This is a genomic window from [Leptolyngbya] sp. PCC 7376 (assembly GCF_000316605.1).
Classification (GTDB): domain Bacteria; phylum Cyanobacteriota; class Cyanobacteriia; order Cyanobacteriales; family MRBY01; genus MRBY01.
Genome location: NC_019683.1, coordinates 3,338,591 through 3,358,630, shown reverse-complemented (window position 1 = coordinate 3,358,630; position 20,040 = coordinate 3,338,591). Strand labels below are relative to the sequence as shown.

At 46.3% G+C, this 20,040-nt stretch carries 12 protein-coding genes, 1 tRNA gene and 1 other RNA gene; 3 read left to right on the top strand and 11 right to left on the bottom strand.

The window, feature by feature from the left end; all coding sequences use genetic code 11:
* Positions 1–330: 330 nt before the first annotated feature.
* An RNA gene (gene ffs, locus LEPTO7376_RS23080) (signal recognition particle sRNA small type) lies at positions 331–427 on the top strand.
* Between the two features lie 31 nt (positions 428–458).
* On the opposite strand, the gene LEPTO7376_RS15085 is transcribed toward ffs, so the two are convergent.
* The 7 genes from LEPTO7376_RS15085 to LEPTO7376_RS15055 all read right to left on the bottom strand — a co-directional run bounded on the left by LEPTO7376_RS15085 (position 459) and on the right by LEPTO7376_RS15055 (position 11,224).
* Positions 459–1,049: a PAP/fibrillin family protein gene (locus tag LEPTO7376_RS15085; RefSeq protein WP_015135028.1), complete on the bottom strand. Its 591-nt coding sequence runs from the start codon at positions 1,047–1,049 to the stop codon at positions 459–461.
* A gap of 35 nt (positions 1,050–1,084) precedes the next feature.
* Positions 1,085–2,218: a glutamate 5-kinase gene (gene proB / locus LEPTO7376_RS15080; RefSeq protein ID WP_015135027.1), complete on the bottom strand. Its 1,134-nt coding sequence runs from the start codon at positions 2,216–2,218 to the stop codon at positions 1,085–1,087.
* A gap of 97 nt (positions 2,219–2,315) precedes the next feature.
* The gene (locus LEPTO7376_RS15075) at positions 2,316–3,197 is read right to left on the bottom strand and encodes an ROK family protein (protein WP_015135026.1); all 882 of its coding nucleotides are present in this window, start codon (positions 3,195–3,197) and stop codon (positions 2,316–2,318) included.
* Between the two features lie 162 nt (positions 3,198–3,359).
* Positions 3,360–6,242, bottom strand: a complete 2,883-nt coding sequence (locus tag LEPTO7376_RS15070; protein ID WP_015135025.1) for an RNA helicase — start codon at positions 6,240–6,242, stop codon at positions 3,360–3,362.
* 222 nt (positions 6,243–6,464) lie between these two features.
* Positions 6,465–8,837 carry a response regulator gene (locus LEPTO7376_RS15065; protein WP_160148473.1) on the bottom strand — a complete coding sequence of 791 codons (2,373 nt, stop codon included), beginning with the start codon at positions 8,835–8,837 and terminating at the stop codon, positions 6,465–6,467.
* A gap of 118 nt (positions 8,838–8,955) precedes the next feature.
* A complete protein-coding gene (locus LEPTO7376_RS15060) occupies positions 8,956–10,080 on the bottom strand; it encodes an LptF/LptG family permease (protein ID WP_015135023.1) in 1,125 nt (374 codons plus the stop codon).
* The gene (locus LEPTO7376_RS15055) at positions 10,061–11,224 is read right to left on the bottom strand and encodes a lipopolysaccharide assembly protein LapB (RefSeq protein ID WP_015135022.1); all 1,164 of its coding nucleotides are present in this window, start codon (positions 11,222–11,224) and stop codon (positions 10,061–10,063) included. The genes LEPTO7376_RS15060 and LEPTO7376_RS15055 overlap by 20 nt, the downstream gene beginning before the upstream one ends.
* Before the next feature lie 62 nt (positions 11,225–11,286).
* Here LEPTO7376_RS15055 and ppk1 point away from each other — a divergent pair, with 62 nt between their 5' ends.
* On the top strand, positions 11,287–13,440 hold the full coding sequence (gene ppk1, locus LEPTO7376_RS15050) for a polyphosphate kinase 1 (RefSeq protein WP_015135021.1): 2,154 nt from the start codon (positions 11,287–11,289) through the stop codon (positions 13,438–13,440).
* Positions 13,441–13,483: 43 nt separating this feature from the next.
* On the opposite strand, the gene LEPTO7376_RS15045 is transcribed toward ppk1, so the two are convergent.
* Positions 13,484–14,053, bottom strand: coding sequence for a TIGR04376 family protein (locus LEPTO7376_RS15045; RefSeq protein ID WP_015135020.1), 570 nt, complete (start codon positions 14,051–14,053; stop codon positions 13,484–13,486).
* 79 nt (positions 14,054–14,132) lie between these two features.
* Between LEPTO7376_RS15045 and LEPTO7376_RS15040 the strand changes: the two genes are divergently transcribed.
* A tRNA-Ser gene (locus LEPTO7376_RS15040) sits at positions 14,133–14,221 on the top strand.
* A 279-nt stretch (positions 14,222–14,500) separates the two neighbouring features.
* On the opposite strand, the gene LEPTO7376_RS15035 is transcribed toward LEPTO7376_RS15040, so the two are convergent.
* The 3 genes from LEPTO7376_RS15035 to LEPTO7376_RS15025 all read right to left on the bottom strand — a co-directional run bounded on the left by LEPTO7376_RS15035 (position 14,501) and on the right by LEPTO7376_RS15025 (position 20,039).
* Entirely contained in the window at positions 14,501–16,222 is a 1,722-nt protein-coding gene (locus tag LEPTO7376_RS15035) for an SUMF1/EgtB/PvdO family nonheme iron enzyme (protein WP_015135019.1), read from the bottom strand.
* A 163-nt stretch (positions 16,223–16,385) separates the two neighbouring features.
* A complete protein-coding gene (locus LEPTO7376_RS15030) occupies positions 16,386–16,790 on the bottom strand; it encodes a hypothetical protein (protein WP_015135018.1) in 405 nt (134 codons plus the stop codon).
* A 66-nt stretch (positions 16,791–16,856) separates the two neighbouring features.
* The gene (locus LEPTO7376_RS15025) at positions 16,857–20,039 is read right to left on the bottom strand and encodes an efflux RND transporter permease subunit (protein WP_015135017.1); all 3,183 of its coding nucleotides are present in this window, start codon (positions 20,037–20,039) and stop codon (positions 16,857–16,859) included.
* Position 20,040: the final 1 nt, after the last annotated feature.

Below are 20,040 nucleotides of genomic sequence, written 5' to 3'. Positions count from 1 at the left end.
AGATTACAGTTGTTTCACCATCATTTGTGTCTGTTTATAACAATGTCATTCAAAAAAGAACTATTTGTGATGATCAGATTATGGACTTTGAATTCAGGTTTTTTCCCGTGTTTTTTGACCGCCAAGGCAGAAGAGAAGAGTTGAAGAGATAAGTAAAACTAATATCTTTCTTCGTTTTTGATTGATGAGAGGTTCTGAGAAAATATTAAATACTGTTTGCGATGTAGAGAACTAGGTCAGGGTTCGTTTTAATTTTTGGAGAGAGAAGCCCTCATGGCGATCGCCGGCAAGTCCGTTTACGAAATCAAAATTTGTGTTATAGTCTTATTCGGCTCGGATTCATGCGATCACAACGCCCAAACCTTGTCAGGACCGGAAGGTAGCAGCAATACGGGATGCTTGGGATAGGCGTGGACTCCGGGTCTTTTAGTTTTTGTACACAACATGCCACAAAGCTTTTAATATTTTTCTTTGCTCAGTACGAAGACACTACCTTCATTACCTCTGCCAATGCGCAGATCTTCGTCCAGATAAGTGATTTCTAGCCAGCCATTATTGTCTTTGCTATTGATACCAAAGTCGATGGGCATGAATTTTTGTCCTGAAATGAGGCGCTCAACCAAGCCCTTCGGGAAACGATAGCCCATGAGCCGTTGCGAACCGATCAGAAAACGATGGAAAAAGACATTGACTCGTTTGTCGGAGACTTTTTCGAGTGTTGCTTCAACAAGGATTAATCCTTCGAGAAACGGTATGCCTTCGAGTTCAGCGATATTGTAAATCTTGTTTTGCTCTGGGCGAATGCATTGGTAGACTTGCCCGAGTTGCATTAGCGGAAAACGGTTAATACCCAAAATTCCTTTGCTGGTGGTGTAGACGAGCCGCCAGTCCCCTTCGAGAAGCTGAGGTGTTTCTAGGGGCTTGGATGTAGGGTTCTGATCTTCGAGACGATCAATGACGGTGAGGATATTCGCGCGATCAACTTCGGTGGTGAGGAGTCCTCTGTTTTTCCCGGCAATGGTTTCAAGCAGGTCGGTTTTGAGGGTCATTAAACAGGCAAATTATAGTAACAAGCGATACTTATTTATTTTCCCACATTGCTTGGTGATCCGAGGAGAAAGGCGAGGTTATCGCGATGAATAATCGTATCAGCGCCCGCGTATCCCAGAGTTTCGGTGATTTGGTTGGAATGTTTGCCTTTGATTTTGGCGATCGCCCCGCTATCGTAATTGACCAATCCTCGGGCGATCGCCTGTCCATTTTTAGTGCAAAGTTCAACGCCATCATTGGTTGAGAAATCCCCTTCTATTTTAGTGATGCCTGCGGCTAGGAGAGATTTTCCTTTTTTTAACAATGCGTTAACTGCACCGTCATCTAAATAGAGTTTGCCTTGGGGGACAAGACCATAGGCAATCCAACGTTTACGGGAATTGTCGGTTTGAGGGTTCGCTTCAAAATGAGTGCCAATCTCTGCGCCTTGAATGAGTTTAATTAGATTTTGTGGAGTTTTGCCCTGGGTAATGACAGTGCGAACTCCAGCATTAGTGGCAATTTTGGCGGCAGTGAGTTTTGTTTGCATCCCCCCTGTGCCCCATTGGGAACCGCTAGAGCCCGCATCAACTTGCAGTTCAGAGAGTTCGGTAGGGCTAACTAAAGGGATAGGTTTAGCATCAGGGTTATGGCGTGGGTCAGCGGAATAAAGGCGATCCACATCGGTCAAAATAATTAGCCAATCGGCATTTACCAAGCTCGCAACGAGAGCAGACAGAGTATCGTTATCGCCAAATTTCAATTCATCAACGGCGACAGTATCATTTTCGTTGACAATCGGAATTACGCCCAAATCCAGCATCGCATTCAGGGCTTCTTGTACAGTTAAATAAGAGGTACGATCAACAAGATCTTTTCTAGTGAGCAAGACCTGGGCGATCGCCTGTTGCAGACTGCTAAACAGATCATCATAAAGCCGAATTAAACGACCTTGACCTACGGCGGCAACAGCTTGTTTAACGGCAATTTTCTTTGGGCGTTCTGCAAGCTTTAGTCGACTACATCCCACACCCACGGCTCCGGACGACACCAAAATAACATTGTGTCCCGTCTGTTTTAGTCGGGTAAGTGTTTCGACTAATGTGCCAATGGTTGCAAGGGCAAGCATCCCTGTTTCTGGATCGGTCAGGCTGGATGTGCCAATTTTGACAACAACGGTTTGGGACATGAGAGGACTTTCGTGTTCAACGGTCAGCTATTAGTAAACACCTTGAGTGATTACTAGGGCAAAAAGAGAGACTTTTGATGCCAGGAGTCACTAAATTTCAGAGCTTTTGTAAGGCTAATTTTGCGGCTCCAACCATGCCAGCACGGTTACCGAGTTCTGCCTTAACAAGCTGAAGATCAACGCGAGATGAAGCAAGGACACGTTTTTTTATTTCGGCTCTGGTGGCAGGTAAAAAGAAATCGCTACTGGCGCTGATACCACCACCCAAAATCACCATTTCTGGCGTAAAAATATAAATCAAACTGGTTAGGCCAGCACCCAATAACGCACCATATTGCTCCCAATGGGCGATCGCCTCCTGATCTCCTTTTGCTGCAAGGCGTCCAAGTTCAGCGGGGTCATGACCCGATAGACGTTTCACACCATTAATCGAACAATATTGCTCAAATGAACCATTGTTACCACTATTGCAGGGAGGGCCATCAGGATTGAGCGTGATTAAACCCAGTTCACCCGCCGCACCATAATGTCCGGTGAAGAGTTTGCCATTGATAATAATCGCGCCACCAACACCAGTGCCGAGAGTAATCAATATAAGATTTTGGTGATTACGACCTGCTCCAAGCCAAGCTTCGCCTAACCCGGCACAATTTGCGTCGTTATTGAGGGTCACAGATAAATTAGTTTTTTCCTCAATCCAGTCGGCTAAGGGCACATCATGCCAACCACTGAGATTAATCGCCACCCGTGCAATACGAGCTGTGCCATCTACTGGCCCTGGAATACCGATGCCCATTGCCCGACATTGTTTATCTGCATTGAGTTCATTTGCAATTTCGGCGATCGCCTCTGCCACGGCTCTTGGAGTACTGGGTTGGGGAGTGGCAACCTGTCGCTCTTCGATACAAGACCCATCCATATGAAAGCGGCCTGCTTTGATACCTGTGCCACCAAGATCAATCCCAATTACATCCGTCATCTACTGCTGCACTCCATCCGTCAACTTATTCAGGCCGAATTCTTCCGAAAATCTGCCATTATCCTAACGTCTCAGCTTGCTCCCATATCACTCTAGTCACTATAAGATTTACAACAAAAAATGGTCGTGGGTCGATCGCCGCAGGATCGAGATTGAGAACAATTAAACGGGGAAACGCTTCATTTTTGCAACAGCCTCTTTCGCTGTTCTCATCAGATCAGGATCAATCTCGGGAATTTGCGGAATTTGCCAGAGCACATCCACCGTACGCCGCAACATCCGGACAATATCGCCCTCGTCAAGGCTCGTATTTTCACAGAGTTCTGTCCAATCTGTGCCTAATGCCCATTGCTCAATCAGACCGACAAACTTACTTTCGAGCCAAACTGGCATAGTCACACCGCTATGCTTTTGCACTTGATACAGTTGGCGACGCAATTCCCAAAGACTGACTGGATTATGGCCTTGATCCTTTTTCCGAATGCCGAGTACTTCCAACACAGGTTTTGGTTGGGAATAATCAGTCCAACTGTCTGGGCGAGGCGGCTCACTAATAATCGCGCAAATGGCCGCTGCCAAATGTTCTGGAGACAATTTATTTAACTGCCCAGACATCAAGCATAATGCCAACCACAATTCGTTTTCGCCTCGAATTGTTGCTGCTGCCCGTCCAAGCACTGTCGGCTTATATTGGTTCAACGCATTAAAATCTTGAAGCACCTGAATCAAATTCAGAAAATCCTGCCAATAGTAAGATCGCTTGCTGGAGTGCTGACGATAAAGGGTTTGGCGACGATTTAATTCCTTTAGTAATTCTTTTCGGCGTTGATGGCGTTTTAATAATTTGCCAGGCTTATCGAGTTTGCTGAGGGGTGAGGCTGCAAACTTAGCCTGAATCGCTTCCATCCGTTGACGTTGAGCTGCAACTTCGGGTGCTTCAATCAGTTCAGCGGTATATTCTGCGATCAGTTTAACAAGAGGATAAGCCTCTTTATCAATCTTGCCATTCTTCCCTAGCTTAAGCGTCTCATCGACAGGCAACGGAATTTGTTCTAACTTTTCTGTCGGATAGAGTCCTTCATTAAGGGCTGCAACATCGGTATAAATAACTTGATACCAACGCTTATCCGCACCGAGACAGAGTAAAGTTGGTCGATCTTTTTCCTCAAAAACTTCCACAAGAACCGCTGTGACCGGCTCTTTAACGCGAAGGTTTTTACCTTTCAAATGCAGGATGGAGCCGAGGGGAAGAGTTTCGAGAATAGGAGCTAAGATTTTTTTCGTTTCGTCTTCGGCTTGGTCGCGCAAAATCCGCAGTAACCGTTCTTCTTCCTTCAGGCGTTCTTTGAGTTTGCTATAACGGTCAAAGTCTTTATCAGAAATACTCGCTAGCCCAATATCTATGCGGGCAATCTCTGTTGTTAATTCGGCGATCGCCTCCTGTTCGGGGCTAAGCTTTTCTTGGACTTGATATTCCGCAAAACTCCTGGAGAGAAGCTCTTTCGATTCTTCGAGAGTATGTTTTTGCAAAAGATTGAGCACCATCCCATAGGACGGTGTAAACCAACTCCGCAAGGGTTCAGCTTCAGCGAGGGCAAGGCGAGCCGCTTCCTTCGACCCTTCAAAAGGCGTTTCTATGGTGACAACATGACCGACTTTATCCATACCCCGTCGTCCGGCACGCCCCGCCATCTGCAAAAATTCTGAAGGTGTCAACATCCGGTGGCCTTCATCGCTACGCTTTGAAAGAGCCGAAATTACAGTTGTCCGGGCAGGCATATTAATTCCCGCCGCTAAAGTCGCCGTCGCAAAAACGAGCTTCACTAAACCCATTTCAAAGAGTTTTTCGACCAATTCTTTCCACGCTGGCAAAATCCCAGCATGGTGAGCAGCCAACCCTCGAAGAAGTGGTTCAATCTGTCCGGGTCGCGCAAACTTTGATTCTTTGGCAAAAAATTCCCAAAGTTGTTGGCGCAGCTCTAGGTTAGCGTCGAGATAATCAACGAGTTTTTCTGTAGAGAAAGGATTTTTAGCGATAAAGTCCAGCAATAGGGCTTTGAGTTCTGGTAATTCTGCACATTGCGCCAGAATTTTTTCCTGTAATTTTTCTTGGCGATCAAGGAAAAAATGCAACAGAGTTGCGGCAAGGAGTTTCGCTTCCTCTGGGGTTACAAGGTTGACATCATCGAGCTGGGTTACAGAGCGATCGCACCCGCGCCGACTAAAAATGATGTAAATCGCGGGTAATAAATCCTGTTGGCGAAGTTGCCGAACAATCGCAAATAAGCTTGGACAATCTTCCCGACGACGTTTCCGTCTTTTACCTTGAGGGGCATTGTTGCGCGATCGCAACTTTGGATTCATTTTGTTGCCCTTACTGTCGAACAGCGGAAATAGTCCTTTTTTGCTGCTAAAGAAAAATTTCAGGGGTACAGGGCGATGGTCAGAGTCCACAAGCTGACAACGATGCGCTTCACTTTCAGGATGATCCTCATGGGCCGCGAGGCGCGTGCGATTGATCCATGCAGTGAAGATTTCGGGGTTACCGATGGTTGCAGAGAGGGCAACAATTTGAACTTCCGATGGACAGTAAATAATGGATTCTTCCCAGACTGTGCCGCGACCACGATTACTGATGTAGTGACATTCGTCGAGAATCACTGTCGAGACATTAACCAATGAGGTGCCCACTTCCCCAATGGGAGTTTCATAGAGCATATTCCGAAAAATTTCGGTGGTCATCACCACAATGGTGGCTTGGGCATTAATGATGGTATCGCCTGTAATTAGACCCACTTGGTCTTTGCCAAAGGTCTCACTAAAGTCCCGGAGTTTCTGATTTGATAAGGCTTTGAGTGGCGTGGTATAAAAAACGCGCTTACCTTGGGCGATCGCCCGGTGGATAGAATATTCTCCGATTACGGTTTTCCCGGATCCAGTTGGCGCACAGACTACAACGGATTTATCGGCGTCGAGGGCGGCGATCGCCTGCTGCTGAAAATCATCTAACTGAAACGGAAAAATTTCTTTTAAATCTAATTGCAACCTAACCTACCCTATTCCTGATCCAAAACTTAATGGCGATAGCATAGCCACTTGTGGATCATTTTTATCTTTATTGTTGTATTCAGTCCACATTATAAATCCAAATTTTGCAGAGTGCTTGTATTCGTTATGATTTAGCAATTTAGCGGATCAAAATACTAGCTTCTTTTCGCCTAAAAATTGTCAACTGAGTATCAATATGTTTTGGTCTCAAAAAGCCACTTATAACTGTTCTTTTATTTTATTCAGTGCATCTTTGATATCTTCACAACGGATCGGTTTAGTCAAGAAACTATCCATGCCAACATTAAGACATTCTTGAATACTACGGGCTTCGGCATTTGCCGTAATTGCAATAATTTTAGGCTGAATACCTTTATATTTTTGACGAATCCATTCTGTTGTTTGAAGACCATCAAGTTCAGGCATTTGGACATCCATCAGAATCAGATCATAATTTTGCTCGTTAATAACTTCAATGACTTCTTTGCCATTATTAGCAATGTCAGCCTTATATCCCAGCTTCTGCAAAGTTAGAACTGCAACCTTCTGATTAACAATATTGTCTTCTGCAATGAGAATTTTTAAGGTTGAGAGTTCAGAATCTATAGGATTTTTATTTTCTGTATTTACTGGAATTTTGGCAGTATCATCTATTGAATTATCGAAAATTCGATGTAAGTGATCAATGAAAATATTTGGCTTTATAGGCTTATTTAAAACAGCGTCAAAACTGGCTTGCTTAAGCATTTTAGACTCAGAAAGCTTTTGGCTACTTAGCAAGATAAAAGGAATATTTTGAGCGATAGGAAATTGGCGCAGCTCAATCGCTAGACAAATACCATCTAAATCTGGCATTTGCCTATCGATAATCACTAAATCAAAATGCCGCTGATCTTGTAGAAAATGAATGGCTTGCTGTGGATCCTGGGTAGCGATCGCCTCTGCACCCCATCCGACTAATTGCTCTGTTAATACTTCGCCTAGAGTTTGGCTATCATCCACAATTAAAACTTGTTTTCCTTGCAAGGAAATAGATGGCGGAGAGGCCTTTTGTGACACTAAAGGGGCTGTGATTTGACAGAAAAAAGTAGACCCATAACCGATTTCACTCTCGACCCAAATAGAACCTCCCATTAATCCTGCTAAACGTTGAGAAATTGCTAAACCTAAGCCAGTGCCACCATATTTACGAGTTGTAGAACTATCAACTTGACTGAATGCTTTAAAAAGACGATCTTTTCGCTCTGGGGGAATCCCAACACCTGTGTCTTGAACTGAAAATAATAATTGTGTTTCCGCTGTGTCCTTTGTATTTAGCAGAGAAACAGACAACACAATTTCACCTGTTGTCGTAAATTTAAATGCATTACTCAGGAGATTGATCAAAATTTGACGAATCCTAGTGACATCTCCTCGAATAGATTCAGCAGTGTCTGCGCGCCAATCAAAAATCAGTTCAATCTTTTTTTCTTGAGCAGTATGAACAAAGAGATCAATGGTTCTTTCAAAACATTCTCGAAGATTGAATACAGTGCTTTCTATTTCTATTTTTCCAGCATCAATTTTAGAAAAATCAAGAATGTCATTAATAATATCCATCAACGTATTACCGCTGTTACGGATGATTTCAACAAACTCTTCTTGTTGTGAACTCAGGGATGTGTCCAGTAGCAAATCCGTTAAACCAATCACGGCATTCATTGGTGTCCGGATTTCGTGACTCATTGTAGATAGAAACGCACTTTTTGCAATACTTGCAGCTTCCGCCGCTTGCTTAGCAATGATCAGATCTTGAATACTTTTCTCTAGATAATGGCTTTGGCGCAGGGCTGTATTTTCAGAAACACAAAGAAGTTGTCGAAGGGTATTTACTTCGGACTTTAGAGCTTGCTTAGAATATTCAATGGGGAGCTCAACTGAGCTGCTCTGGGACGAGAAAACAGCGTTATAACCAAAAGGTAAAATCGAAAGTTTAACGCTGAGGGCTAAGGGGTCAAAAAGTCGGGCGATCGCCTCAGAGATATAAACCTTAGAAAATAAAATTACAGTAAACAGTTCACCGTTAGGTAACATACCGCCAAAGGCAATCACCGACTGGATATCGTATGGAATTACAAAATCAGTTTGGCGAGGAATAAACTCACTGCCCCGAGCTTGCCCAATATGAAAAACGTTATAGGTTTTCTGGTCTAGTTTCTCTAAATAAGAGGATGTTTTGGTACCGATTAGCTCATGGGGTGTAAGGCCAAGCTGAGCAATCATCTCGGAAATCATTGGGATTTTTTCGATTGCTTCTGCGCTAAATAATGGAATAACTTGGTGTCCAGCAGAGGAGCGGCGATCGCGCCATTGTTGCTCTTCACCTTGAGTGGCCAATAGCGTTAAACAAATCAACTCATCATTTGCTTTTTGCTGTCCAAATTTCGACAACATTAATCGTTGTAATTCTGGCTCTAGTTCTCCATACAAATGAGTTTTAAAAAATCGGACTAGGGAACAAGCAGGTTCTCCTGTTGGAGTGCGTAATTCTTCATACAAATAATTAACAACTCGTTGGGCAACAGCTTCCATTGACTCAGACGGTTCAGACATCTGACGCAAGGCCAAACTAAACTGCACCATTGCCTCTGTATTGAATTTACTTAAATCAACCATGCGACGAGTAATGTAGAGATCTAAAAATCAGAGTTGGAGAAGCATATCTTCTCTTCTACTTTGCACTCTGAACCACTAAACCTCCAGCGATCGCCATCACTACGAGATTCGGTAACCATGCCGCCAAAACAGGATGCAGATAACCTGCGACGCCTACCGAGCTAATCATAAAAGCAAGGAAATAGTAGCCAAAAATCAAGACAACACATAATCCAAACCCCGTTGCTTTGCCTGTGCTCTGTGGGCGTAACCCAATCGCTGCACCAACAACACCTAACGCTAAACAGATAAACGGAAAGGAGATTTTTTCTTGGATACGCACCCGTAATTTTCGGTACCAAGCCTCATCTCGCTCTGGGTCGGCTGCCAGCTCTTGCATATAATTTTTCAGCTGCCAAATGCTCATATCCTCATGCTTGGGATACTCTTCTTTTTCATCGACAAGGTCAGAACCGAGCTGGATTTGGTGGCGACTAAACCGCAATACATTGCGATAGGAACCATCTGCATCGATGAAATAAATAATGCCATCCCGAAAATTCCACTGGTTACGCGGTAAATCCCAACCAGCCGATTCCGCCGTCACAATTTGATTAATGCTGCCATTAGAGCGGTCAATAATGGTGAGATTTTGCATGGTTTCGCCATCAAATTCCGCTGCATAAAACAGCCGTTTGAGGACACCATCTTCGCCATATTCGGGGTAAATAATTTTTTCGTCTCGGAACGGAAATTGTCGTTGTTGAAAGGCGTTTTCGAGGGTTGCAGTGGCTTGATAATTAGCGACAGGAATCACTTGATCTTTAAAGACAAAGGTAATGCCCGTGGCGATCGCACTAAATAACAAAGCAGGCAACACCAATCGATAAACACTAATTCCCAGGCTTCGAAACGCAATAATTTCACTGTCACTGGACAAGCGACTATACACAATCAACGTCGCCAACAGTACTGCCATCGGCAAAGCAAACCCGATAAACTCAGGCATTTTGAGAGCCATCACTTTAAGGGCAACACCGAACAATAGTTGCGATTCCCTTACTTGGGCAATGAGATCAAAGACACTCCCCACTGCAATACCCAACGCCGAAAATAAGCCCAACCCAAATGCGAAAGCGAGACTCAGTTCACCAACAATGTAGCGGTCAACGACAGAAATTTTATTCAGTAACGCTTTCATGGGGAGGGAATGATTCGATAGCAGTGGTAAATAAATCGATGTTGTGATTCAGTTCTTTGGCGATCGCCAGTCCCTGTTGCCATGAAACAAGGGCACTGGGATAAAGCTCCGATTGTTCATAGAGTTCACCGAGGAGGGCATAGGTATCCATCATGCCGTAGCGGTTATAGCTTTCATTCTGCACGATCAACAGTTGCTCATAAACCTGCATCGCAAAGGGCACATTATCCTGAGAAAGGTACACTTTTCCGAGCTGATCTAAAGCAGTTTCCGCCATATCAAGATACTTTAATTCCCAAGCCAGGGCAAAGGCATTTTCATTGAAAGTAATCGCATCCTCATAAGCCGCAGTGCGATGGTAATTTTTCGCGATTTTTAGAAAAATAGCGGCGATCGCCTGATAGTTCAGATCCTGTAGATAAAGCTGGGGCAATTGACGCTGTACCCGTAATGCTTCAGTAGGCAAATTAATTGTTTCGTAGAGATCAGAAAACCGTTCGCGATCGCCAATTGTTAGAGCATTTAACGCTTCAATTTCATCATAGGCTGCGAGAGCTTCTTCATAGTCAAACCAATCTGCTGCAAGCTGAGCAATTAATCGCCAAATCTCAGCTTTATAAGGTTCATCAAGGGTTTCGACATGGGTGCGATACAAGGCGATCGCCGGGCCAGAATCCCGCAACAATTGGTAGGCTTCGGCGAGGGGAATTAATAATGTTTCATCCTCTGGAAAATCCTGCTCTTGGATGTCATCTAACCGTCGCGTTATCACCCGCGCATCTTCAACGCGATTATTTTCCCAGGCGATCGCCCCAATCTCTCCGAGATGTTCAATTTCTGCATGGCGGTCTGGCAATACCTGCGACAACCGCAACAAACGAAACCAATCTGCAAATGCCAATTCTGGTTGCTCATCTTGCCACTGCACTAAACCAGACAAGCGTAAATCTTCAATTTTGCGGCGAATCCGACCCGCTTCAAGGGGACTCAAATCGCGCTCTTCCTCAGCAACAACCTTCGGTACGAGGGGGTCAGTGGAAGGATTTGCCAAAGGCGAAACCTCCGGTGCGGCGATCGCCCCGATTGGCGCGCAGATTAAGGCCATCATAAGAGCAGGCAAAAGTTGTTGATAACGATTGGTCATAGGGGTGTCTATGCTTACAATGACTAAGAACTGGTTCTCCCGTCGTCTACGATTACGCAATTATGTCTACGATACAAGCCACAAGCGAACAGAAAAACGACCTCGATAATCCACAGTATTACTTTAATCGTGAATTAAGCTGGCTTGAATTTAACTATCGCGTCCTCAGTGAAGGCTTAGATGAGCGAAATCCCCTCCTCGAAAGGCTAAAATTTCTCGCCATCTTTAGTGATAATCTCGACGAATTTTTTATGGTGCGGGTTGCCGGTCTGAAGCAACAAGTAGAGGCTGGCGTCTCAAAAATTTCCTTTGATGGGCGATCGCCATCCGAACAACTCGAAGACATTTATGCCCGTCTCAAAGAATTAGTTCAGATTCAAGACCAACATTTTCAACATACCCTAAAGCCCAGCCTCGCCGATAAGGGAATTTTCCTCGTTGACTATCTCGACCTCAACCGCGAACAACGCAACTATCTCCACAACGTTTACGAAGAATCCATTTTTCCGGTGCTCACACCCCTCGCCGTTGATCCGAGCCATCCTTTCCCTCACATCTCAAACCTGAGCCTAAATCTTGCCGTCGTCATTAGAGAATCCGATCAAGATCAACAAGAACGCTTTGCCCGCGTTAAAGTCCCGAAGAATGTCCCACGTTTTATCGCTTTACCTCCAGAGCTTTGTTATCACCCCGATCAAGACACCGCCAAATGGGTCGGTGTGCCGCTCGAACAGGTTATTTCCCATAACCTCGACAGCCTCTTTCCCGCGATGGATATCCAAGAGTGCTATTCCTTTCGGGTCACCCGTAATGCCTCTCTTTCAGTAGAGGAAGACGAAGCCGATGATTTAATGATTGCCATTGAGGAGCAATTACACAAACGACGGTTTAGTGGTTCGGCAGCGCGTCTCGAAATTCACCATTCGATGCCGGAAGATGTGCGTCAAATGCTAATGCGAGAGCTAGAGCTAGAGGAAACCGATGTCTATGAAGTGGAAAGTTTAATCGGTCTCAATAGCTTATTCTCCTTTCTCGGGTTACCGATGAATAAGCTAAAGGATAAAAAATGGAAACCTGTCATCCCGGAATGGCTCTCTCCTTCTGGCACCATTCCCTCCGAGGGCTATCGACCGAATATGTTTTCGCTTATCCGTCAGAGCGATCGCCTGTTGCATCACCCCTATCATTCTTTTTCTTCGACGGTACAAGCCTTTATTGAACAAGCCTCTCGCGACCCGAAAGTCCTCGCGATTAAGATGACCCTTTACCGAACATCAGGTGATTCTCCAATCATTCAGGCTCTAATCGATGCGGTGCGGAATGGCATTCAGGTAGCAGTGCTGGTGGAGCTAAAAGCACGCTTCGATGAAGAAAATAATATCAACTGGGCACGAACCCTTGAGCGCAAAGGCATCCATGTAGTTTATGGTTTGGCAGGACTAAAAACCCACACCAAAGTTGTGCTGGTAGTGCGGGAAGAGAAGAAAAAAATTCGTCGCTATGTGCACATCGGCACAGGTAATTACAATCCCAAAACGGCGGGTTTGTATACCGACCTTGGTTTGCTCAGTTGCCGCGAAGATCTAGGTGCTGATTTAACGGATCTGTTTAATTTTCTGACGGGTTATTCGCGCCAAAATTCTTATCGTAAACTCTTGATTGCGCCAGTGACTCTACGCAAACGTCTTGTGGAGATGCTGGAACGGGAAATGGAGCACGTCAAAACCTACGGCTCTGGGCGGGTCGTCGCCAAAATGAATTCCCTTGTGGATTTGGGGATGATTAAAGCGCTATACCGAGCGTCCCAAGCTGGCGTAAAAATCGATCTAATTGTGCGGGGTATTTGCTGTCTGCGTCCGGGCGTGGAGGGATTAAGCGAAAATATTCGGGTGATGAGTGTGATTGGTCGATTCCTTGAGCATTCGCGGATTTTCTATTTCCAGAATGCTGGCAAGGAGGAAATGTATATCGGCAGCGCAGACTGGATGACTCGAAATCTGAGTCGTCGGGTAGAAGCGGTTACCCCCATCGAAGATCCAAAGCTTATCGGCGATCTCAATGAGATTCTCGGGATTATGCTGTCGGATAATCGTTTGGCATGGGAATTGCAGCCGGATGGGCGGTATCTACAACGGCAACCCACCGATGGCGATCGCATCGAAAGCACCCACGATATTTTGATGAGAATGACCCTCAAAGAGGCGATCGCCGACTAATTTTTTTAGACCATCAACTGCCAATCGTCCATCGCAAAAAATCCTACTGACCCATTTTCTGTTTCATCTGCCGGATCTGCTCATCCATTTCCCATTGCTGGAATTGTTTTTCTAATGGGTCACTACCGCTGCTAGAGGGGCGATCGCCTGTGGTACTTTGCCAGCTCGTCGTGTAGTCATCCTGAACATCTTGAGCCGTTTTCAGCTCATCCATTTTTGCTTTCACTTCCTTCCGCTTCGTTTGTAACTGGATGAGGAGAGTTTTTGATTGTTCGATGCGCTTTTTAGTACCCTGCATTTTGCCCCAGAGCTGATTACCCTCCCGTAATAACGCAGCTTCCCGTTGTTTCGCAGCGGCGGCGAGATCTTTTCGTCCCCCTTTTTCGGCCTGCTGCACTCGCTCGTGCCAATGCTGGATATCTTTCGCGATCTGGGTCAATTTTTGTTCGATCTGCTCCAACTGCGACGACAGCTCTCGATTTAGCCGCAACGCTCCCCGTTCCTGCTCTTCCAACTGCTCGGCGATCGCCTGCAATTCTAGGTGGGGATGACTTGCCAGAAACTCCTCTAAACGTGTTTCAAAAAAGCGACCAACATCATTAAAAAGACCCATAGTTTCGCCACAAAAAAAATCTTGATTTTAGGTTAGCCTTTTTTTTATTCTTCTGCTAGAATCGTTTAGCGACGCGCTTGGAGAGATGGCTGAGTGGTCGAAAGCGACACATTGCTAATGTGTTGAGTTGCGTAAGCGGCTCCGAGGGTTCGAATCCCTCTCTCTCCGTTCAAAAATCTAAATATTTACCCCTTTCCCATTACGGTTTATCACAAATCCTTCTGGGAATATCCTGGGGTTTCAAGATCCCCGACTTCTTTTACTGCGTGGTAGTGAGACTTTTACTCTAGCCACAGAAGTCGGGGATCTGAATGGCAAAACTGATCGCCTAACGGCGAGATCGAACAGGCTATCGGCACGAAACATAAATCATCCGACAAACATCAAGACTACATACACACTACAAAAATCGCGCGAGGGCAAAGGGCAAGAGGGCAGAGGGCAAAATCACTGGGGGGTGACAACAACACGGAAACCGATATCGAAGTGGCGAGCGCCGCGGGAAGGGTTGAAACGAGCCGCCGAACGACAAATCTCTGGATAGCTAGACCAAGCGCCGCCGCGCCGAACTTTTCTATCACTAGAATTTACCAGAGGTTTTTGAGTTCTTTTATCTTGATAGTTATCTTCCCAACTGTCTTCACACCACTCCCATATATTTCCGTGCATATCATAGAGACCCCAGTCATTCGGCTGCTTTTCGCCAACTGGATGGGTTGTTTGACCAGCATTTCCCCTAAACCAAGCATAGGTTTTTAGTTGCTCAGCATTATCCCCAAAGTAATATTTGGTCTTTGTCCCAGCTCGGCAAGCATACTCCCATTCAGCTTCACTGGGTAGTCGATATTTTTTACCTGTTTTTTGATTTAGCTTCTCAAGAAAATTTTGGCAGTCATCCCACGAAACTTGCTCTACTGGGTAATTATCACCCTTCTGAAATCCGGATGGATTCTTCCCCATTACCGTCTGCCATTGTCCCTGAGTGATCTGATATTTCCCAATATAAAATTCTTGCGTAATCTCCACTCGATGTTGTGGATGTTCATTTCCACGACCTTCTCCTCTTGGACTGCCCATCAAAAAACTTCCTTTTGGGATGAGTACCATTTCCAGCTTTACCCCATTCCCCAGATCCTCCACAAAAGATTTTGGGAGTTCATCAGTCTTCGGCTTAAACACTTCCAGTCGTCGCGGCTCAACCTTCCCTTTATTTCCCGATATTTCCTTTGCCTGAGCTTTCGGTGCCGTGGGAGTGGACATATTTCGCAGTCGGAAAATTGCCTCGGCTAAACCTTCCTCAGCATCATGGTCACTGCCTCTCGCAGCAATATTTACCCGTCGCCAAAGCTGCCTTGCAAGCCGCCAATCCTTCTGACGACTTGCCCGAAAAGCATCCAGCTTCAGCAAATCAATATCCGTCTGATTCGCCTGATCTGGCAGCAAGATCAAATGATATTTCGACGCAGGCTCCACAACCGTATAGGGTGACTGATCAGGCTTCTGATGAAACCGATTGATTTCCCGCACCCGAGTTTTTAGCCGACGCTCTAGCCGCTCCACAGTCGCACAATTATTTTCCCCCTGGATCCGCAACGCCTCCTCTAGCGCATAGGTAAACGAGCCATGCCCTAACTGCTCAATCTCGTAAGATTTTTCCTTCGGACTACAGGATGCAATCGTGATCACCCCTTGATATTTCCCTGCCCCAATCCCAATCCCTGCTTTTGCCCCTTCATTCCGACAAGCATCGAGAAACAAAATCACATTATCCGCACCACAATTTCGGAGCCGCTCAGTAATGTATTGCGTTGAGATTGCGGTTTTCTCTAGAAGCCGAGGATTGCCATCACAGGGCATCAAATAATCCTTGCCCTCATCCCGAATGCCATGCCCACTAAAAAAGAACCAAAAATTATCCCCATCATTTAGGGCTGGCTGCTCAAAAAAATCATGCAGAAACGAAAAGAGATTGCCTGTTGTCGGCACAGTCGAAACGTAGCCCCCATTCGGTGAGGAAATCTCCGGCGAATTATCCGTGAAATAAAAAACCCGCTCAAACCCAGCCCGAGTGAAATAGTTACGCATCAGCTCAGCATCATTGACCGCATATTGAAGCGACTGCAAATTTTGATATTGATTTATGCCGATTACTAATGCCCAATCCGCCATCGTTAACTCTTAATCTCTTCCTTCAAACATAAAACAAATCTTGCGGTCACTCCCTCTTTTTCTAAGGGGGGCTGGGGGGATCATCCCTGAATTGCGACTCCCACTAAAGATCCCTCCGCCTTCGGCACCTCCCTTATAAAGGGAGGCAAAATTAATATTGGCCTTACGGAGAAACTCCCTCCTTTTCCAAGGGGGGTTGGGGGGGATCCTCTACAGGTTTCGAATCCCGCTTAAATTTCAAAGTAATTGCCCCTTTTGCTTCGACGCCAATCCCAGAACCAACGAGCTTCACTTCGCCATCACCTGTCACCTCTACCGATAGCTCCACCTCATCTAATTTCATACCAGTCGTATTTTCCGCTTGATGAAAGAGATTACCGACCAGCCCGAGAAACTCAGACATGTTTTTCTGCAACGTATCCGCACTAACTTTGACACCTGACGCAACGGTTTGCGCTGCTTTCTGATGCCATGGATTGCCTCCATCACGACCACTCCTTGCGCCAGAAACTTCTTGCGCTTCCGTAGACTCAGCCGTTACCACCCAGATCTCTTTTCCTTGCGTCATCAGCTATCCCAAAACTCTTTCACCATCATTGTAAAGATCTCAGTTCAACCGACAACACGATCTCTTCTAAACCTTCATCGGGACATCCTTTGATTTGGCGATCGCCCGACGGGGTTTACCTTTGCGGGGGCCACTTAGGTCATGGAGCAGCGTATAAAAACAGGGAATAATAAACAGCGTTAGCACCGTCGCGAACGATAATCCCGAAAAGACAACGATGCCCAAGGGTTGCAAAAATTCTGAGCCTTCACCGATGCCCAAGGCCAAGGGAAATAGACCCAATACCGTTGTGATGGTGGTCATTAAAATCGGGCGGAGTCGTTGGGGAGCAGCCTCTAACATTGCCGCTCGATAACTCAGGTGATCGCCCTGCCGAATTTGGTTAGCCAGCTCCACCAAAATAATCGCGTTATTCACGACGATACCGATGAGCAAAACTGCTCCGACAATTACCATTGCACCGATAGCCGTCTCCGTCATAAACAATCCAAAAATTCCGCCCGCCAAAGCCATGGGTACCGTCAACATAATCACCAGCGGATCGATCAACGAATTGTATTGCACCGCCATCACGACAAACACCAAAAATGCGGCCATTATGCCCAATACCTTGAGAGCTGTTTGGATCTGTTGATTGGTTTCTCCGGCAGCACTCGGTCGTCGCGAAACCCCTTCCGGCAAGTCTAATTCCGCATAAATTTCATCGAGTTCTGTTAGCGCCTCACTCAGAGTTGCGCCCTCGGTGAGACTGCCTTCAATCAATAAAATTTGGCGTTGATTAATTCGCTGAATTTCTCCCGGCGCATCACCCGTTTGTACAGTCGCCAAATCACCGAGATTCACTAATTTCTGACTATCTGTAAACAGCGGGATTGTTCGTAATTGTGATGCTTGCTGAATGGTTTGGGGTTTGAGCTGAACCCGTATATCGATCAGGCGATCGCCCCGTTGTAGTTGCGTCTGCACAGATCCATCGAGAGCGGTTTGAATCGTATCGCCAATTTCAGTCGCCGTTAAACCAAGAGCCGTTGCCCGTTGCCAATCAGGTTGAATTTGCACTTCCGGTTGCGGAGGAGTCGCATCCGGTTCATAGGTCGCCGATGTCGCTTTTTCTTCCAAAGCAGCCAACAGAATTTCACCAGCACGATCTAGAGATTTGGTATCAGGACCTTGCAACACGAGGTCAATATCATCACGGGTGAGCGCATTGCCAAAAAATAAACCTCGCACCGTTCCCGGTCGCATAAAAATCGAAGTCCCGATCGCCCGCACATTTTTCCGCAGCTCACCATTGACCCGCGAGACATAACTATCGACATCCGTTCCCGGCTTGAGCGTAATAGTGCTCGACCCCCGCAAAGCATTATTAACCGTGATATTGCTAAATAGCGCACCACCCGAAGTCGTAAACACATATTCCGTTTCCGGTTGCGCCAACAACACCTCATCAACTGCCGCCATCACTGTGCGATTTTCTTCCACAGTTGTGCCCACCGGAAAACGAACAAATAACCCGGCCAAACCAGTATTAATTCTCGGCAAAATTTCCTGCGGTAATTGCCCCACCATCCAAAAACTACTGCCCCCAAAGATGGCGATCGCCGCAATGAGCACAAAAATTCGACGGTCTAAAACCCAACTCAAAATCTTTTTATAGCGTTCCGTTACCGCGGCTAATCCTGACGCAAACAGACGAATGGGCAATGTACTTTGCAGAGAGCTAGTGGTGTTTCGTGTCAGGAGCCGAGCAGAGAGACTGGGCACAATGGTCAGGGCGATCGCCAGAGAAGCCGCCACCGCAAAACTGATGGTGAGAATCAACTCACTAAAAATCAGCGCAAGAAATCCGCCAACTAGCAAAAATGGCAAGACTGAAACGAGATTTGTAGTGGTGGAGGCAAGTAGAGCTGATTCCAAAGATTGGCTGCTACTTTCCACTGTTCGCCGTAATTTGCCGCGAGCACCCGACTGACCTTGCACACCCTTCGCAATATTTTCGAGCATCACAATCGAGTTATCGACAACAATACCTACCCCCAAGGCCAATCCCCCAAGACTAAAAACATTCAGTGAAAGATTAAACACCCGCATCAAGCTAATCGCAGTCAATGTCGCCAGAGGAATTGCCAGCACAATAATCAAGGTTTGGCGCAGTGAACCCAAGAACAACAGCACGGCGATCGCCGCGAGAGTTGCCCCAGTTAATCCGGCGATCGCCACATTACGGATGGAGCTACGAATAAACTTCGATTCATCCAGCGTCGCAGTCATCTCCAAATCATCAGAAAGCACACCCGACTGCTGCAATTCCTCTAACTTTGCCTTCACCCCATCAATCACCCGAATAGTATTCGCGTCCGGCTGCTTTTGCACGGTCATCTTTACCGCCGGTTGACCATTCAGCGTGACCGTTAAACGTTGCTCGGCAATACCATCATTGATATCGGCAACATCTTGCAATTTAATGGTTTGGGGATTTTCATTTGAACCAACTTGTATCGGCAAATTCCGAATTTCATCGGCATCCTGAAACTGACCCATCACCCGCGTCAAAACTTCTGTGTCGCCGCCCCGCAATAATCCACCAGACGTATCTTGATTGCGATCGCCCAACGCCTGCAACACATCTGAGATATTCAGTCCCAAGGCCTGTAGCCGTTTCAGATCGAGATTCACTTGAACCTCTTCCTCGACACCGCCGGACACATCCACATTGGCGACCCCAGGCACTCGAATCAATTCCCGCGCCAGCTCCTCATCGGCAAACACCCGCAGATCAACCGGTTGCAACACACTGGATGTTAACGCCATTTCATAGATTGGCAGTTGAGACGGATCGAACCGAAATAACCGGGGTTGATCGACGCTTTCTGGGAGAGAGCTACGGGCGCGATTGAGGGTGGCAGTGGCATCATTTAACGATTGATCGACATCGGCACCAGCATCAAAAAACATGTCGATACTGATCCGCCCCTCACGGGTTTGGGAAAAAATTTGCGTTACCCCTTCCGTCGCGGCGAGGGCTTCTTCCAGCGGTCTCGTCACCTCATTAACCAAGACTTCTGGCACAACACCTGGCGCATCAGCCCGCACCCCAATGCGCGGATAACTAATCGCTGGCAACAAATCCACTGGCATCTGAAATAGCGAGTAGACCCCCACCACAATCAAGGCGATCGCCAACATCAAAGTACCGATATGCCGCCGAATGGCGAGGGTCGTCAGGCTCGTTTTCTGAGGAGTCGCCATA

What these genes read in the sequence shown, in the direction of transcription:
- LEPTO7376_RS15085 (WP_015135028.1), bottom strand. Translation starts at nt 1,049, where the DNA reads ATGACCCTCAAAACCGACCTGCTTGAAACCATTGCCGGGAAAAACAGA.
- proB (WP_015135027.1), bottom strand. Translation starts at nt 2,218, where the DNA reads ATGTCCCAAACCGTTGTTGTCAAAATTGGCACATCCAGCCTGACCGAT.
- LEPTO7376_RS15075 (WP_015135026.1), bottom strand. Translation starts at nt 3,197, where the DNA reads ATGACGGATGTAATTGGGATTGATCTTGGTGGCACAGGTATCAAAGCA.
- LEPTO7376_RS15065 (WP_160148473.1), bottom strand. Translation starts at nt 8,837, where the DNA reads ATGTCTGAACCGTCTGAGTCAATGGAAGCTGTTGCCCAACGAGTTGTT.
- LEPTO7376_RS15060 (WP_015135023.1), bottom strand. Translation starts at nt 10,080, where the DNA reads ATGAAAGCGTTACTGAATAAAATTTCTGTCGTTGACCGCTACATTGTT.
- LEPTO7376_RS15055 (WP_015135022.1), bottom strand. Translation starts at nt 11,224, where the DNA reads ATGACCAATCGTTATCAACAACTTTTGCCTGCTCTTATGATGGCCTTA.
- ppk1 (WP_015135021.1), top strand. Translation starts at nt 11,287, where the DNA reads ATGTCTACGATACAAGCCACAAGCGAACAGAAAAACGACCTCGATAAT.
- LEPTO7376_RS15045 (WP_015135020.1), bottom strand. Translation starts at nt 14,053, where the DNA reads ATGGGTCTTTTTAATGATGTTGGTCGCTTTTTTGAAACACGTTTAGAG.
- LEPTO7376_RS15035 (WP_015135019.1), bottom strand. Translation starts at nt 16,222, where the DNA reads ATGGCGGATTGGGCATTAGTAATCGGCATAAATCAATATCAAAATTTG.
- LEPTO7376_RS15030 (WP_015135018.1), bottom strand. Translation starts at nt 16,790, where the DNA reads ATGACGCAAGGAAAAGAGATCTGGGTGGTAACGGCTGAGTCTACGGAA.
- LEPTO7376_RS15025 (WP_015135017.1), bottom strand. Translation starts at nt 20,039, where the DNA reads ATGGCGACTCCTCAGAAAACGAGCCTGACGACCCTCGCCATTCGGCGG.